The following is a 15,160-nucleotide window of genomic DNA, read 5'->3' on the forward strand; positions in this document are numbered from 1 at the left end:
AGCGCCTCGGTGGCGGCGTGGCCCTGGAGCAGCAGGGTGACGGCCGGCAGGTCGGTCAGGCGAGGCGGTGGAGAAGGTGAGCGCGGGGTCGGTCGCCGACGAGCACCTGGCGGCGCTGGCCGGCGGGCGGGCCGCGCTGTTCGGCGCGGTGCACGACGCCCTGCTCGCCCGCCTCGACCAGGCTCTGGGCCGCAGCCGCGCACCCTGGCCGCCGGCCGCCGCCACGGACGCCACAACAGGGGCGGCGTCCGTGGGCGGCGTGCCGGAGAACCTGCTGGCCGGGTGCCGGGTGTGGTTGCGGGAGCTGGCGATCACCGGCTGGCGGGGCGTCGACGACGACCTCGTCTCCGGCGCCGACCAGGCGATCGAGGCGCTGCTCGCGGTGCCCGAGCTGCGCGGGCTCGCCGTGCTGCTCGACGGGCTGGCGACCGAGCTGCGGGCCTCGTCCCCGGTGGCGACCATGGACCGGCTGCCGCTCAGGCGGTGGGCCGACCTGTGGACGCGCGGGCTGCTGCTGGCCCAGTCAGGCCCGTGGCACGGCGTGCCCGAGCCGGTGTCGGGGCGGCTGCTGATCCTCGGCGCCGACGTGCACGAGCACGCCACGGTCGTCCGGGTGCAGGTGCACGGCGTCCTGGAGGAGGCCGGCGGCCAGGCGCGGCTGGTGCGTACCAGCGTCGCGGCGGCCAAGGTCGACACCATCGTGGGGCCGTCGGTGTGGCGGCTGTTCGGCGGTCGGCCCGTGCTCATGGGCGCGCTGGCCGACCACCGGTCCGTGGAGATCGACGGCATGCCGCTGCTGCCCGGCGGCGACCTGCTGTGGCACGACGACCGCGCCCGCACCGGTGCCGAGGCCGACCCGTTCACCACCGCGCGGGTGCAGCTCGCGGGCGCGCTGGCCCCGGCCACGCCGCCGCTCGACCGCCACCCCGTGCGCATCGCCGAGCCGGTGCTGGTCGAGGGGTACACGGTCGACGGGCACACCCTCGACCTGGGCGGCAACAAGCTCGCCCTCGATCTCGACCGGCTCCCGGCGAGCTGCCCGCTCACGCCGGAGCTGGTGGCCGCGTCCTCGGCGTGCATCGGGCTGGTGCGCCGCGACGGCGGCAGGTGGCTGCTGCAGCCGCTCGCCGTCCAGGCCACGGTCAAGAAGAAGCCGGTCACCGTGCACAACGGCGACTGGGCGAACGGCCCGACCGACCCCAAGGTCGTCAAGGCCGAGGCCAAGGCCGGCGACGTGGTCGCCGTGCTGCGCGAACGGGCAGGACGGCTGCTGCGGAAATGACCGACTCGACCGCGAGCGCCGACGAGACCCGGCGCCAAGTACTGTACTGGCGGCTCATGTCGCGGCTGTTCTCGGCCGACGAGCAGCCCGCGCTGGAGACGGCCAGCATGGGCATCGTCGGCGACCTGGAGCTGCCGCCCGCGCTGCTCGACCCCGGCGTCTCGGTGGACACGCTCGTCCAGCGGTTCCCCGAGCTGGGCGCCGAGCTCCAGGACCTGATGGCCGACAAGGAGCACGAGGAGGGCGGCGAGGTGCGCCGCGCCGCGCTGGTCTCCAAGCTGCTGCTCAACGTGTTCTCCACCGGCACGGGCGACGTCACGGCGGGCGACCTGGCCCGCTGGAAGCAGGACGCCGCCTGGTTCGAGAAGGGCATGGGCTGCGAGCCCGGCGGCCTGCGGAACGGGCCGGGCAACGAAGAGCTGGCCGCCGTGCTCGCCATGATCGAGGGCGGGCTGGTCAAGCGCATGCGCCTGCGCGAGGTGCTGGCCGACCCGGCCCTGGCCAGGCAGCTCACACCCAGCATGTCGCTCATCGAGCAGCTGCTGCGCGACAAGTCCAACCTGTCGGGCGTCGCCCTGGCCAACGCCAAGGCGCTGATCCGCAGGTTCGTCGACGAGGTCGCGGAGGTGCTGCGCACGCAGGTGGAGAAGACCAGCGTGGGCGTCATCGACCGGTCGGTGCCGCCGAAGCGGGTCTTCCGCAACCTCGACATCGAGCGCACGATCTGGAAGAACCTCACCAACTGGAGCCCCGACGACCAGCGGCTCTACGTCGACCGGCTCTACTACCGGCAGACGGCCCGCCGTACCACGCCGGCCCGGCTCATCGTGGTCGTCGACCAGTCGGGCTCGATGGTCGACGCGATGGTCAACTGCACCATCCTGGCCTCGATCTTCGCCGGCCTGCCCAAGGTCGACGTGCACCTCGTCGCGTACGACACCCGCGCGCTCGACCTGACGCCGTGGGTGCACGACCCGTTCGAGGTGCTGCTGCGCACGACGCTCGGCGGCGGCACCGACGGCACGGCCGCGATGGCCCTGGCCAGGCCGAAGATCGCCGATCCGCGCAACACCGTGATGGTGTGGATCTCCGACTTCTACGACAACCGCTCGCTGATCAACGACTTCGGCTCGATCCACCGCTCGGGGGTCAAGTTCATCCCCGTCGGCTCGGTCAACAGCTCCGGCCACCAGAGCGTCGACCCGTGGTACCGCCAGAAACTCAAGGACCTGGGCACCCCCGTGCTCTCCGGCCATGTCCGCAAGCTCGTCTTCGAGCTCAAGAACTTCCTCACCTAGGAGAACCCCCGACCATGAGTGACATGCTGCGCGCCCCCGCAGAGGTGAAGTACGCCGACGAGCTCGACTGGCTGGAGTCGGTCGACGACGGCCCCAAGCCGTTCTCGTGGCGGCTCAGCCCGCGCATGATCCGCATCTTCATCCTCGGCTCCGAGCGCTCCGACGGGCTCGACCGCGAGATCCCGCAGAAGTGGTTCGGTGACCGCAGCTTCGTCGAGCGCAGCATCGTGACGCTGGCCTCCGACCGCGGCCTGCTGCTGATCGGCGACCCGGGCACGGGCAAGAGCTGGCTCGCCGAGCTGCTGTCCGCGGCGATCTCCCGCAACTCCACGCTGGTCGTGCAGGGCACCGCGGGCACCACCGAAGACCACATCAAATACTCGTGGAACGTCTCGATGGTCATCGCCAAGGGGCAGTCGCGCGAGTCGATGATCCCCTCGCCGATCATGAACGCCATGGAGCAGGGCGTGATCGGCCGCTTCGAGGAGCTGACCCGCTCGACCAGCGACGTCCAGGACGCGCTGATCTCCATCCTGTCGGAGAAGTACGTCTCCATCCCCGAGCTCGACGACGACAACATCGTCTTCGCCCAGCCCGGCTTCTCGATCATCGCCACCGCCAACAGCCGCGACCGGGGCGTCAACGACCTGTCCTCCGCGCTCAAGCGCCGCTTCAACTTCGTCCGCATCCCGGTGGTGACGAACAAGAAGAGCGAGGCGGAGATCGTCCGGTTCCGTACCGAGGAGCTGCTGCGCCGGCACCAGATCGAGCTCGACCTGCCGCCCACGCTGCTGGACATCCTGCTGCAGAGCTTCGCCGACCTGCGGGCCGCGGCCGCCTCGGCGACCAGCGACGACGAGAAGCTGGAGTCCGCGCTGTCCACGGCCGAGCAGATCGGCGTGCTGGAGGACGCCATCCTGCACAGCCACTTCTTCGGCGACCGCACGCTGCGCCCCGATACGCTGGCCGGCTCGCTGGTCGGCTCGCTGGCCCGGCGCAGCCCGGAAGACCTGGCCATCCTCAACAAGTACTGGCACGGAGTGGTCGAGCCGCGCAGCAAGAAGGACGGCGGCCCGTGGCAGGACTTCCTCGAGGGCGGCCGCCAGGCCATCTCCACCCTGTCATGAGCCTCTTCCAACCGCTGAAGGAGCAGCTCAGCGAGGCCGCCTCGGCCTTCGCGGGCGCCGGCGCGGTGTCGTCCATCCTCACCGGCATCGTCGAGGACGTCGACCGGGCGCTGCGCGAGGAGCTGGAGATCTTCCCGGTCTGCCACCATTCGCCGGCCTCGGCGCTGGCCATGGTGCGCCGCCTGCGGGAGAAGCAGCCCAAGGTCATCTACCTGGAGCTCTGCGAAGACCTGGCACCGCTGCTGACCGAGCTGCGCAACTGCCGGCTGCCGGTGGCGCTCCAGGCGTTCGCGACCGACCTCGACGGTTTCCCCAAGGGCTCGGGGCCGCTGAGCGTGGTGGCCCCGATCACCGAGGCGTCGGCCGAGTACCAGGCCATCTCGTACGCGCTGGAGACCCCGGACGTCGAGCTGGTGCTGGTCGACCGCTCGGCCGACCACGTCTTCCAGTGGCTGCCGCGCGAACGGGAGGAGCCGGCGAAACCGGGGGAGGAGGCCGGCCTGCACGGCGACGCGGTCGGCGTGGAGATCGGCGACCTGCGCCCCCGCTTCGCCGAGCTGGAGGAGCACCTGCTCCATCACGGCAAGGTCCGCCACTGGTCGGAGTGGTGGGACCAGTACGTCGAGCAGCCGCTCTCCGGCGCCGACTACGACACCTACCGCCAGGTCATGGTCCTCATCGGCAGCCTGTTCCGCCGGTTGCGCCCCGACGACGACCGGCTGGCCGGCGACGAGGAGCGCGAGCGCTACATGTGGACCAGGATGCGCGAGCACCTGTCCGCCTCGGGCGCCGACCCGGCCGACTGCCTCTACGTCTGCGGCGCCTTCCACGCCGCCAGCCGCGTCGAGCAGTTCGGCCTGGCCGCCACGGCCCCGTACGAGATCGGCCCCCGCACCGCGACCCGCTGGCTGTACGGGCTGATCCCCTCCAGCCACTCGGCCATCGAGGCGCAGTTCGGGCTGGCCTCGGGGTCGGTGTCGATCGCCGCCGCCACCTGGGCCAAGGCGGTGACGCGCGGCAAGCTGACCCCGTTCCAGCTCAGCGGGCAGAAGGGAGCCAGGAAACGGCCGGTCAAGCTGCCCGCGCCCGCCGCGCCGGCGCAGGTCGCCGACCGGCTGACCGGGTTCCTGTCCAGGCCGCCCACGCTCGACGCGCTCGACGAGGCCGAGCTGCTGGGCTGGAGCGTCGACATCGTCCGGCTGGCCCGGCGCAACGGCTACCTCGCCAGCACCGCCGACGCCATCGCGGTGTTCGAGACATCGATCCTGCTGGCCGGCATGCGCAACCGGGCCAGGCCCACGCCGTACGACTTCCAGGACGCGGCGGTCACCTGCATCGAGAAGGACGTCGTGCCGGGCCGGCGCGACGTGCGGCGCCTGTGCGAGATCCTGCTCGGCGGCGACCGCATCGGCTCGGTCGGCTACGACGCGCTGCCGCCGCTGGCCCAGAACGTCTACGACCGGCTGCGGCCGCTCGGCGTCGACTTCGACAAGCGCACGATCCAGCGGGCGCTGCTCGACCTGCACTCCGACCCGGAGCTGCGGCCCTGCTCCGACCTGCTGTGGATGCTGCGCTTCCTGCTGCCCGCCGACGCGGCCCGGCCGATCATGGGCGAGCGCAAGCTCGGCGAGCGGCCCATCCAGGAGAGCTGGGACCTCGCGCTCGGCCGCAACCAGCGGGCCATCATCGAGCTCGGCTACGAGGGCGTCACCATCGAGCAGGTGGTCGAACAGCGGCTGCGGCGCGCGGTCTGGGAGCCGGACGCCACCGCCGCCGTGGCCCTGGCCGCCGTCGAGGACGCCATCCTCTACCTGGGCGGCGGGCGCGTCGCCGACGAGCTGGGCGCGCGGGCGGTGGAGCTGCTCGCCACCGAGCGCGGCGTCGACGACGCGCCCGACGTGCTGCGCCGCATCCGCCGGCTGCTGGCCTACTACCGCACCGCCGAGCCCACGCTGCCGGCGTGGTGCGAGGCGTTCGTGACCGAGGGGTACGCGCACTACTGCACCCTGCTCCCCACCGCGTTCGTCGAGGACGACACCGGGGTGCGGCAGGTGTCGGCGATGCTCGGGTTCCTGTTCACGATGGAGGGGCTGGCGCTGGCGCTCGGGTGCGACCGGGCGCAGCTGGAGATCGCGGTGCGGCAGTCGCATCCGGAGGCGCCGGCCAAGGTGGCGCTGCTGTGGGCCGCCCAGCACCTGCTGGGGCTGCTGCCGCTGGCCGAGCTGCGGTCGCGGTGCGACGAGCTGCTCGGCAACCCGCTGGTAATCCCGTCGTTCCCGCAGTACATCACCGGGTTCGTGCAGGCGATGGAGCCGGCTCCGGCGCTGTCCGGGTTCGTCGTGGAGGTGATCTCCAAGGCGTTCGGACGGCTTCCCGACCAGGTGCTGCTGCCGTGGTTGCCGAAGCTGATCACGACGCTGCGCGACCAGGCGGGCGAGCTGATGCCGGTCCTCGTCCGGGAGGCCGGGCGCACGTTCCCCGGCAGCCTGACGGCGGTCGACGCCTGGACACCGCCGTGGGCCCGTACGGCGGCGGCCGCGCCGAAGGCGGCCCCCGTGGTCGCGTCCGGGCCGGTCGCCGAGCTGCTGGCGGGTCATCCGGCGACGTGCGACGCGGCGGCGGAGCTGCTGGGCTGCGAAGGCGGCCGGCAGCAGGCCGCCTCCGCCACCGGACCCGGGAACCGCGAGGTCGAAACCCTCCTCACCACCCACCCGGCCACGGCGGACGCCTTGGCGACCCTGCTCGCCTGACCGCCTCCCCACCACCCGCCTGCCCCTCGCCCTGAGCGCCGCCGAACCGCGGCCGCTCAGGGCGTGCAAGGCGTTCAGGGGGTGCCCCTTTGTGCAGGACGAGGGCCCGAGGATGGGGCGTCGCCTTCTGCGCGCTGGGAGGCTCAGGGCCATTCCTGTGGAGGCTCAGGGCTGTCCGGTGGAGGGCGGGGTCGCGGGCAGGACGGTGTGCGCCGACGCTTCCTCTGTGAGGCGGGGGCGGGTGGGGGGACGGGAGTGGTCAGCGGCCGAAGCAGATGGTGTGGCCGGGGTGGACGTGGTCGGGTTTGTAGGTGGCCTGGTCGATCGTGACGCCCTCGGGGGAGAGGAGGAGGATGGTTTCGCCCTGGTTGCGGAGCTGTACCCGGCCGTCGAGCACGACCTGCAGCACGCCCCCGCCCGCGAGCACCCCCGTCAGCTCCATGCGTCCGCCCCCCGAGTCCGCCAGCCCCCACCCGCCGAGGTCCACGGACCGGCCGGTGACGTTGAGGAGGGTGACGGTCTCGTGCCCCCGGTCGGCCCCCACCGGGTCGGGCAGCGCGGCCACGATCAGCACGTCCCCGGTGGACGGCGGGCGCGCGACGACGGGCGCGCCGGGCGGCGCCGGGTCGGGGCTGATGACGAAGTCCTCGGGCCAGGCGGTGAGCTGGATCTGGGTGCCCGAGGCCCGGATCACGTCGTGCAGGTTGCCGTGTTCGAGCCGGTCCAGCAGGAAGACCGCGTCGTCCCGGTTGACGGGGTCGGCCCGGAGCCAGGCGTCGAAGCCGTCGAGGTCCGCCGCCCCGGTCGCCAGATAGGGCACCAGCCGGCGGAACAGCTTCGGCCACATGACGAGCCCGGTGAGCGCGTCCAGCGAGCCGACCTCGGCGGGCCCGTCGGGGTCGGCGGCCGAGCGTGGCCAGATGCCGGTGGGCGACGCCGCCGTCCTGGCCGTGCGCGACACGCCGGCCAGGTGCGTGCGCAGCGTCGCGGGCAGCGTGGCGTAGAAGGCCGGGTACGTCAGCCCGGCGGCCAGCAGCCTGGCGTTCGCCGACGTGTCCACCAGCGCCTCGTCGAGGAACACGGCCTGCCCGTCGGGCCCGGGGTGCTCGCCGGTGAACACGAAGCCGATCAGCCGGCCGTTGGCGTCGATGCCGTTGCTGAGGACGTGCCCGCGCAGCTCGTCCTGGTCGGCCGACCGGACCTTGTTGGGCAGGTCGTCGTAGAAGCGCACGTTCGTGAAGCCGAGCAGGCGCAGCAGCTCGTCGCGGGCGGCGTTCGCGCCGGTCAGCTCCTGGTGGGTGTCCTGGAAGTGGGTCTCGAGGGCGTCGATGGCCTCCAGGCGGACGGAGATGCCGCGCGCGCTGAGCTCCGGCGGCCGTCCGGACGGCCGGGCCAGCCCTTCGACCAGCGCGGGCGTGTCCGGCCTGAACTTGATCGTGTCGCCGTCGGGCTCGGGACCCTGCCGGGGAAGGTCCGGGTAACGAATCACGAAGCTGCCGCGCAAAAGTGTGTAGCTCATTGGGTTCCCCCCCAAAGCTGGCCATCACCGCCGTATCGGCCAACGGGAGCGTAACTCCGCGCACTTCTCGGCGTCCACGTCCCACGCCGGGCCGGGCAGCGGCCCGGCGGAGGACGTGCCGGCTCAGGCGGCTCCGAACCGGGGGATCGGCAGGTCCTCGGTGGCCAGGTGCACGATGTGCGACTCGGTGTAGACGTCGATGCTGTGCCTGCCGCCCTCCCGGCCCACGCCGCTGGCCTTCACCCCGCCGAACGGCGTGCGCAGGTCGCGCACGTTCTGGGAGTTGACCCAGACCATGCCCGCCTCGATCGACTGGGCCAGCCGGTGCGTCCGGCGCAGGTCGTTGGTCCACAGGTACGCCGCCAGGCCGTACCGGGTCGCGTTGGCCAGCTCCACCGCCTCCGTCTCGGTGGAGAAGGGCGTCACGCAGACGACCGGTCCGAAGATCTCCTCCTGGAAGATCCGCATGGTCGGGGCCACGTCGGCGAACACCGTCGCGGCCAGGAAGTTGCCCGCCGTCAGGTGCTCGGGCCGCGACCCGCCGGCGACCAGGCGGGCGCCCTCGCGCGAGCCGAGCTCGACGTACTCCATGACCCGCTCGTAGTGCTCGGGATGGATGAGCGCGCCCAGCTCGGTGGCGGGGTCGCCGGGCGCGCCGACGCGTACCCGCGCGGCCCGCTCGGCCAGCCTGGCCACGAACTCCTCGTACACGGTGTCCTGGACGAGGATCCGCGAGCTGGCCGTGCAGCGCTCGCCGTTCAGCGAGAACACGCCGAAGACGGCCGCGTCGAGCGCCCGCTCCAGGTCGGCGTCCGCGAAGACGAGCAGCGGCGACTTGCCGCCCAGCTCCATCGACAACGTCTTCAGCGACGACGCGGCGTTGCGCATGATGGTCTGCCCGGTGCCGCTCTCGCCGGTGAAGGAGATCACCGGCACGTCGGGGTGGGCCACCAGGGCCGCGCCCGCGTCCTCGCCGATGCCGTGGACCAGGTTGAACACGCCCTCGGGCAGCCCGGCCTCCTCCATGATCTCCGGCAGCAGGCTCGCCGACGCCGGTGACCACTCGGCCGGCTTGAGCACCACCGGGCAGCCGGCCGCCAGCGCCGGGGCCAGCTTCCAGGTCTCCAGCATGAACGGCGTGTTCCACGGCGTGATCAGCCCGGCCACGCCGACCGGCTTGCGCACGACGTAGTTGAGCTGCGCGGAGCCGACGCGGTAGACGTCCTCGCCCATGGTGGTGATCACGTCGGCGAAGAAGCGGAAGTTGTGCGCCGCGCGGCGGGCCTGGCCGCGGGCCTGGGTGATCGGCAGGCCGGTGTCCCGGCACTCCAGCGCGGCGATCTCGTCGTCCCTGGACTCGATGGCCGCCGCGACCGCGCGCAGCGTCCCGGCCCGCTGCTCGGCGGGCATCGTGCTCCACGGGCCGTCGGCGAACGCCTTCTGGGCGGCGGCGACGGCCGCGTCCACGTCGGCCGCGCCGCCCGCGGCCACCTCCAGGTACGGCTCGTTCGTGGTCGGGTCGAGCGCGGTGAAGGTCGCACCGGACTGGCTCGGGACGTGCCGGCCGCCGATGTAGTGCTCCAGTTTCATCAGGCGACTCCCTCGCTCTGTGCCAGTAGTTCGTTGATCCGGGCGATGCCGGGCTCGGTGGGGGTGATCAGGGGGGCCCGTACGTGGCCGGAGGCGATCAGGCCGCGCTGCTCCAGCACCCACTTGGCGGGGGCCGGGTTCGTCTCCACGAACAGCAGCTCGACCAGCGGGTGCAGCGAGTAGTGCAGCTCCAGCGCGGTCGCGTGGTCGCCGGCCGTGTACGCCTCGTACATGCGGGCCACGGTCTTCGGCGCGAGGTTGGCCGCCGCGCTGACGAAGCCGACGCCGCCGATGGCCAGCAGCGGCAGGCAGAGCAGCTCGATGCCGGACCACATGAGGAAGTCGCGCCCGCACAGGTTGAGCACGTGCGAGAAGTGCTCGAAGTCCTTGGTGGTCTCCTTGATGCCGACGATGTTGTCGTGGTCGCGGCGCAGCCTGGCCACGGTCGCGGGGGCGATGTCGACGGCGGTCCGCGAGGGCACGTTGTAGATCACGATCGGCAGCGCGGGGAACTCGGCGGCGACCGTGGCGTACCAGCGGTAGAGGGCTTCCTGGGTGGGACGGGCGTAGTACGGCGTGATGACCAGCGCGGCGTCGGCGCCCAGGCGCTCGGCCTCGGCGGTCAGCCGCAGGGTCTCGTCGAGCTTGGCCGAGCCGGTGCCGGGCAGGAACGGCACCCGGTCGGCGGTCTCCTCGGCCACCACGGCCATCGCCGCGACGCGCTCCTCGACGGACTGGGCGCCGGGCTCGCCGGTGGACCCGCCGGTCGAGATGCCGTGCGAGCCCTGGTCGAGCTGCCAGCGCACCAGCGAGCGCAACGAGTCGAGGTCCAGCGACCCGTCGGCGGCGAACGGCGTCACCACGGGGGCGATGGATCCGCGAACGGTCGACGGATCCGAGCGGAACTTCATGGGTTCTCCTTCTTGGGGGGGTCAGCGCTGCTGCTCGTACGCCTCGCGCCAGGCGCCCTTCAGCGGGTAGAGGCCGTCGATCGAGGCTCCCTCGCGGACGCGATCGAGGACGAAACGCTCCTCGTCCTCCTGCCGGGCGGCGTCCTCGGCGACCTCGGCGACCAGCGCGGGCGGGATGACGACGACTCCTTCGGCGTCGCCCACCAGCACGTCGCCGGGGCACACCAGCACGCCGCCGCAGTCCACCGGCACCTGGGAGTCCATCGGGACGTGGCGGCGGCCGAGCACGGCGGCGTGCGCGGCGCCGTAGTAGGAGGGCAGGTCGAGCGAGGCGAAGGAGGGGCTGTCGCGCAGCCCGCCGTCGGTGACGACGCCGGCCGCGCCGCGGCGCAGGGCGCGCATGGCCAGGATGTCGCCCAGCGTGCCCGCGCCGTGCTCGCCGCGGGCGGAGATGACCAGCACCTCGCCCGGCTGGAGCTCCTCGACGGTGCGCTTCTGGGCGTTCATGCCGCCGCCGCGCTCGGCGAAGACGTCCTCGCGCAGCGGCAGGTAGCGCAGGGTGCGTGCGACGCCGACCATGCGCAGGTCGGGACGGGCGGGGCGGACGCCCTCGATGAAGTGGTGGTCGATGCCGCGCGCGCGGAGCTGGGAGGAGAGCGTCGCGGTCGAGACCGAGCGCAGCGCGGCGACGACCTCCGGGGTCAGCGGGCCGGGGGCGGGGTGGGCGGCGCCGTACGCGGCGGCCCTGGTCGCCTCGGTGACCTGGGGCTGGACGCCGTACGCCGCGGGGGGCTCCTGGCCGGCGACGACCTCGTTGCGCAGCCTGGCCGTGCCCGCCAGCTCGACCTCCACCACGTCGCCGGGCCGTACGACGGTCGAGCCCGCCGGGGTGCCGGCCAGGATCAGGTCGCCGGGCTCCAGCGTGATGTACCTCGACAGATCGGCGACGAGCAGGTCGAAGCCGAACAGCAGCTCGTCGGTGCACGCCTCCTGGGCGAGCTTGCCGTTGACGTACGTGCGCAGCCACAACCGTCCAGGATCGGCGCCGGTGAGCAGTTCCGAGCCGACCGGCGTGAACCCGTCCTGGCCCTTGGCCCGCAGGTTGGAGCCGAGGTCGGCGTGCTTGAAGTCGTAGACGCCGAAGTCGTTGGCCGCCACGTACCCGGCCACGTGCTCCAGCGCGCGCCCGGGGGAGACGCGACGGGCGCGGCTGCCGATCAGGATGCCGATCTCGCCCTCGAACGCCAGCAGCTCGCACCCCTCGGGACGCACCACAGGCCGTCCGGACCAGGACAGGGACGTCGGCGGCTTGAGGAAGTAGGAGGGGACGGCAGGGACGCGACCGCGCTCGGCGGCCCGGCTGCGGTAGTTCAGATGGACCGCGACGATCTTCCCTGGTGACAGTCCGAGAGGGTGTCCCACCTCGTCTCCTTCCAAATCATATACGACATCCTTTATGTTATGGCATGTGGAACAATATCGACATACCCCCTCAGATGCCTACATGATGCTCATCACGTCATCAGTGGAGAGGAGAGTGCGGATGATGGTTCAGACCGCCCAAGCAGGCCGGGGAGTGGCGTGATGGGTGAGATCGTGCTGGCCGCCAAGATCACGCACGTGCCGTCGATCTGGCTGTCGATCCAGCCCGGCAAACACTTCGGCATCCGCCGGCCCGCGGAGCTCGCCCTCACCGAGGTCGGCAGGCGGGCCCGTGAGCGCGGCGCGGACACGTTCCTGATCGCCGACACCCATTGGATGAACAGCATCGGCTTCCACCTCAACGGCAAGCCGCGCCACCGGGCCACGTACGTCAGCCATGAGTTGCCGCACTTCATCCACGACCTCGCCTACGACTACGCGGGCGATCCCGAGCTGGCCGAGCTGGTCCGCGAGGAGATCGTCGCGGGCGGCCAGAAGGCCCGCGTGCACACCTACCAGGACCTGGGCCTGGAGTACGCCACACTCGTGCCGATGTACTTCATGAACCAGGACTCCGACATCCGGGTCCTGCCCATCGGCTGCAACATCTACTCGACCGTCGAGGAGAACCGGCGGATCGGCGAGGCCCTGCTGCGCGCCGTACGCCGCAGCGACAGGAAGGTGGCCTTCCTGGCCAGCGGGTCGCTCTCGCACGCCTTCCCGCCCAACGAGATCGCCGAGTCGCTGCTCGACGACGTGAGCAGCGAGCTGAACCGCAAGGTGGACCACGCGGTGCTGGAGATGTGGGACGAAGGGCGCATCCCGGAGTTCCTCGACATGTTGCCCGACTACAACGAGCGTTGCACCGGCGAGGGGGCGATGGCCGACACCGCCATGCTGTTCGGGCTGCTGGGCTGGCGCGAGTACACCGGGCGGGGCGAGCAGCTCTGCCCGTACTTCGGCAGCAGCGGCACCGGCCAGGTGGTCGTCGACTTCCCCGTACCCGCGTACCAGACGAGATGAAGGAGCCGGCGCACATGACGGCCGTACAGACGTTCACGCCCGAACGGCCCGCCGGGGCGCCGCCCGTGCTGCTGCTGCACGGGTTCGCCTCCAGCGGCCGGCAGGACTGGGTGGAGACCGGGATCGCGGCGGAACTGGCCGCGGCCGGGCGCGTGGTCGTCGTGCCCGACCTGCCCGGTCACGGCGAGAGCCCGGTCCCGGCCGAGCCGGCGGGCGCGCCCGGGATCGCGGCCGCGCTGCTCGCCCTGGCCGGCGACGGGCCGCTCGACGTCGTGGGGTACTCGCTCGGCGCCCGGCTCGCCTGGGAACTGCCGGAGCTGGCGCCCGACCGGGTGTGCGCGGTCGTGCTGGGCGGGCTCAGCCCGTTCGAGCCGTTCGCCGCGCTGGACGTGGCGGCGCTGCGCTCGGCCGTCGCGGGCGGCGAGCCGGGCGACCCGATGACCGGCATGATCGCGGCGATGATCGCGGGCGCCTCCGGCGGGGATCCAGGGCGGGCCGCCGGGCTGGTACGGCTGGTCGAGGGCCTGCGCGGCACGCCGTTCGAGCCCAAGGGCTGGGCCGGGCGCACGCCGCCGGTGTTCGTGGCGGGCGCGGAGGACATGATGACCTCCGGCATCGAGAACGTCGTCGCGCTGGCCCCCGGCGCCCGGCTGATCACCGTCCCCGGCGACCACCGCGGCGCGCTGGCCGGCCCCGAGTTCCGCGCCGTGCTCCGCGAGGCGCTCGGCCCGGCGTCGGGCCCGGCCTCTGACCCGGCGTCCGGCCCGGCGTCCGGCCCGGCGTCCGGCCCGGCGTCCGGCACGGCGTCCGGCCCGGCGTCCGGCACGGCGTCCGGCCCGTGACGAGCTCCGGCGGAGTCGCGTCGAAGGCGGAGCTCAGCTACGAGATCCTGCGATCGCGCATCCTGGACGGCACCTACGGCCCCGGCTACCAGCTCGTCATGGACCGCCTCGCGCGGGAGATCGGCGTGAGCACGATCCCCCTGCGCGAGGCGCTGCGCCGCCTGCAGTCCGACGGGCTGGTGGAGGTCGTGCGCAACGTCGGCGCCCGCGTCGCGGTCTTCGACGCGGCGCAGGTGCGGCACACGCTGGAGGTGCTGGCCCGCCTGGAGGGGTACGCGACCGCCGTCGCGGCCCCGCGCATGGGCCCGGCGGACGTGGCGCGCTCCCGCGAGATCAACGCCCGGCTGTTCCAGGCGCTCGACTCCTTCGACCCCGCCGCGTTCACCGCGCTCAACCGCGCCTTCCACTTCTCGGTCTACGAGCACTGCGACGACGAGCACCTGAACTTCCTGCTGGAGGCCGAATGGACCAGGCTGGACCACATGCGGCGCTCGGTGTTCGGCTATCTGCCGGGCCGGGCCCGCCGTTCGGTCGAGGAGCACGAGCACCTGCTCGATCTCATCGCCGGGGGAGCCGACCCCGCCGAGATCGAACGGCTGGCCTGCGCGCACAAGACGAACACCGCCGGCGCCCTCTATGACGTCCGGGTCACCCGCGGCTAACGATCGGGTCATGCCCTCCCGGCATTTTGTCCTACACTGGTAGACGAAACGCCGTACAGAGGGGTCCCGCATGCCCAAGATCATTGACCACGACCAGCGTCGCAGCGACATCATCGACGTCACGTGGGACCTGATCACGAAGGGGGGCATCGAGGCGGCCACCATGCGCGAGATCGCGAACGCGGCGGGCTTCGCCAACGGCGCGCTCAAGCACTACTTCCCCGGCAAGGAAGACATCATCGAGGCGACGTACGAGCGCGCCTTGGCCATCGTGACCAGCTACGTCAAGCTCGACGGCCGCCGCGGGCTGGGCGCGCTGCGCGAGATGTGCGAGGCCGCGATGCCGATCGACGAGGAGCGCATCACGGCCGGCCGGGTGCTGCTGATCTTCTGGCAGACCTCGCTGACCAACCCCAAGTTGTACGACAAGTACCTGGAGCACCTGCGCGCCTGGCGCGGCATGCTGCACCGGCTGATCGAGGAGGGCCGCGCCGACGGCGACATCCACACCTCGATCCCCGACGAGCAGCTCGTGGACGAGCTCGTGCTGCTCAACGCGGGCGCCAACGTGATGAGCCTGGTCGGCCCGCAGTTCTCCACCGTCGAGCTGCAGAAGCGGCACCTGGAGTCGTTCTTCGACCGCATCTCCCGGCCCTGACCCGCGCGCTCCGGCCCGCGCCGCCGATCGGCGGGGGGGGCCCCCGCGGGGGAGGTCCCCGCCGTGTCCGCGTCGG

General features: G+C 72.4%; 12 protein-coding genes. 8 read left to right on the forward strand and 4 right to left on the reverse strand.

The genetic code is table 11. From position 1 onward, the window contains the following. The first annotated feature begins 67 nt into the window (after window positions 1-67). From ABZ444_RS50490 to ABZ444_RS50505, 4 genes are read left to right on the forward strand one after another with little or no spacing between them, the layout of a single operon-like run. The gene (locus ABZ444_RS50490; protein WP_358012347.1) at window positions 68-1,282 is read left to right on the forward strand and encodes a hypothetical protein; all 1,215 of its coding nucleotides are present in this window, start codon (window positions 68-70) and stop codon (window positions 1,280-1,282) included. Further along, a complete protein-coding gene (locus ABZ444_RS50495; RefSeq protein ID WP_358012350.1) occupies window positions 1,279-2,580 on the forward strand; it encodes a VWA domain-containing protein in 1,302 nt (433 codons plus the stop codon). Before ABZ444_RS50490 ends, ABZ444_RS50495 begins: the two co-directional genes overlap by 4 nt. A 14-nt stretch (window positions 2,581-2,594) precedes the next feature. Beyond that, on the forward strand, window positions 2,595-3,707 hold the full coding sequence (locus ABZ444_RS50500; RefSeq protein ID WP_357693738.1) for an AAA family ATPase: 1,113 nt from the start codon (window positions 2,595-2,597) through the stop codon (window positions 3,705-3,707). Further along, window positions 3,704-6,457, forward strand: a complete 2,754-nt coding sequence (locus tag ABZ444_RS50505) for a DUF5682 family protein (RefSeq protein WP_358012353.1) — start codon at window positions 3,704-3,706, stop codon at window positions 6,455-6,457. The genes ABZ444_RS50500 and ABZ444_RS50505 overlap by 4 nt, the downstream gene beginning before the upstream one ends. A gap of 259 nt (window positions 6,458-6,716) precedes the next feature. Here ABZ444_RS50505 and ABZ444_RS50510 read toward each other — a convergent pair whose 3' ends face one another. From ABZ444_RS50510 to ABZ444_RS50525, 4 genes are all read right to left on the reverse strand, one after another. After that, window positions 6,717-7,976, reverse strand: coding sequence for a lamin tail domain-containing protein (locus ABZ444_RS50510; RefSeq protein ID WP_358012356.1), 1,260 nt, complete (start codon window positions 7,974-7,976; stop codon window positions 6,717-6,719). Window positions 7,977-8,099: 123 nt separating this feature from the next. Beyond that, on the reverse strand, window positions 8,100-9,566 hold the full coding sequence (gene hpaE / locus ABZ444_RS50515; protein ID WP_358012359.1) for a 5-carboxymethyl-2-hydroxymuconate semialdehyde dehydrogenase: 1,467 nt from the start codon (window positions 9,564-9,566) through the stop codon (window positions 8,100-8,102). Further along, window positions 9,566-10,477, reverse strand: coding sequence for a 4-hydroxy-tetrahydrodipicolinate synthase (gene dapA / locus ABZ444_RS50520; RefSeq protein WP_358012362.1), 912 nt, complete (start codon window positions 10,475-10,477; stop codon window positions 9,566-9,568). Before dapA ends, hpaE begins: the two co-directional genes overlap by 1 nt. 21 nt (window positions 10,478-10,498) lie before the next feature. After that, complete coding sequence (locus ABZ444_RS50525) at window positions 10,499-11,899, reverse strand: fumarylacetoacetate hydrolase family protein (protein ID WP_358012365.1); 1,401 nt, start codon at window positions 11,897-11,899, stop codon at window positions 10,499-10,501. 162 nt (window positions 11,900-12,061) lie between these two features. On the opposite strand from ABZ444_RS50525, the gene hpaD reads away from it, so the two are divergent. From hpaD to ABZ444_RS50545, 4 genes are all read left to right on the forward strand, one after another. Next, window positions 12,062-12,922: a 3,4-dihydroxyphenylacetate 2,3-dioxygenase gene (gene hpaD, locus ABZ444_RS50530; protein ID WP_358012368.1), complete on the forward strand. Its 861-nt coding sequence runs from the start codon at window positions 12,062-12,064 to the stop codon at window positions 12,920-12,922. A gap of 14 nt (window positions 12,923-12,936) precedes the next feature. Next, window positions 12,937-13,764 carry an alpha/beta hydrolase gene (locus tag ABZ444_RS50535; RefSeq protein WP_358012371.1) on the forward strand — a complete coding sequence of 276 codons (828 nt, stop codon included), beginning with the start codon at window positions 12,937-12,939 and terminating at the stop codon, window positions 13,762-13,764. Continuing rightward, window positions 13,761-14,426, forward strand: a complete 666-nt coding sequence (locus ABZ444_RS50540; RefSeq protein ID WP_358012373.1) for a GntR family transcriptional regulator — start codon at window positions 13,761-13,763, stop codon at window positions 14,424-14,426. The genes ABZ444_RS50535 and ABZ444_RS50540 overlap by 4 nt, the downstream gene beginning before the upstream one ends. 70 nt (window positions 14,427-14,496) lie before the next feature. Then, window positions 14,497-15,084, forward strand: coding sequence for a TetR/AcrR family transcriptional regulator (locus tag ABZ444_RS50545; protein WP_352352627.1), 588 nt, complete (start codon window positions 14,497-14,499; stop codon window positions 15,082-15,084). The last annotated feature ends 76 nt before the right edge of the window (window positions 15,085-15,160 follow it).

Source organism: Nonomuraea sp. NPDC005730 (genome assembly GCF_040630865.1).
GTDB lineage: Bacteria > Actinomycetota > Actinomycetes > Streptosporangiales > Streptosporangiaceae > Nonomuraea.

Excerpts from the sequence above, each read along its gene's own strand:
- ABZ444_RS50495 (WP_358012350.1), top strand. The coding sequence starts at position 1,279 with ATGACCGACTCGACCGCGAGCGCCGACGAGACCCGGCGCCAAGTACTG.
- ABZ444_RS50500 (WP_357693738.1), top strand. The coding sequence starts at position 2,595 with ATGAGTGACATGCTGCGCGCCCCCGCAGAGGTGAAGTACGCCGACGAG.
- ABZ444_RS50505 (WP_358012353.1), top strand. The coding sequence starts at position 3,704 with ATGAGCCTCTTCCAACCGCTGAAGGAGCAGCTCAGCGAGGCCGCCTCG.
- ABZ444_RS50510 (WP_358012356.1), bottom strand. The coding sequence starts at position 7,976 with ATGAGCTACACACTTTTGCGCGGCAGCTTCGTGATTCGTTACCCGGAC.
- hpaE (WP_358012359.1), bottom strand. The coding sequence starts at position 9,566 with ATGAAACTGGAGCACTACATCGGCGGCCGGCACGTCCCGAGCCAGTCC.
- dapA (WP_358012362.1), bottom strand. The coding sequence starts at position 10,477 with ATGAAGTTCCGCTCGGATCCGTCGACCGTTCGCGGATCCATCGCCCCC.
- hpaD (WP_358012368.1), top strand. The coding sequence starts at position 12,062 with ATGGGTGAGATCGTGCTGGCCGCCAAGATCACGCACGTGCCGTCGATC.
- ABZ444_RS50535 (WP_358012371.1), top strand. The coding sequence starts at position 12,937 with ATGACGGCCGTACAGACGTTCACGCCCGAACGGCCCGCCGGGGCGCCG.
- ABZ444_RS50545 (WP_352352627.1), top strand. The coding sequence starts at position 14,497 with ATGCCCAAGATCATTGACCACGACCAGCGTCGCAGCGACATCATCGAC.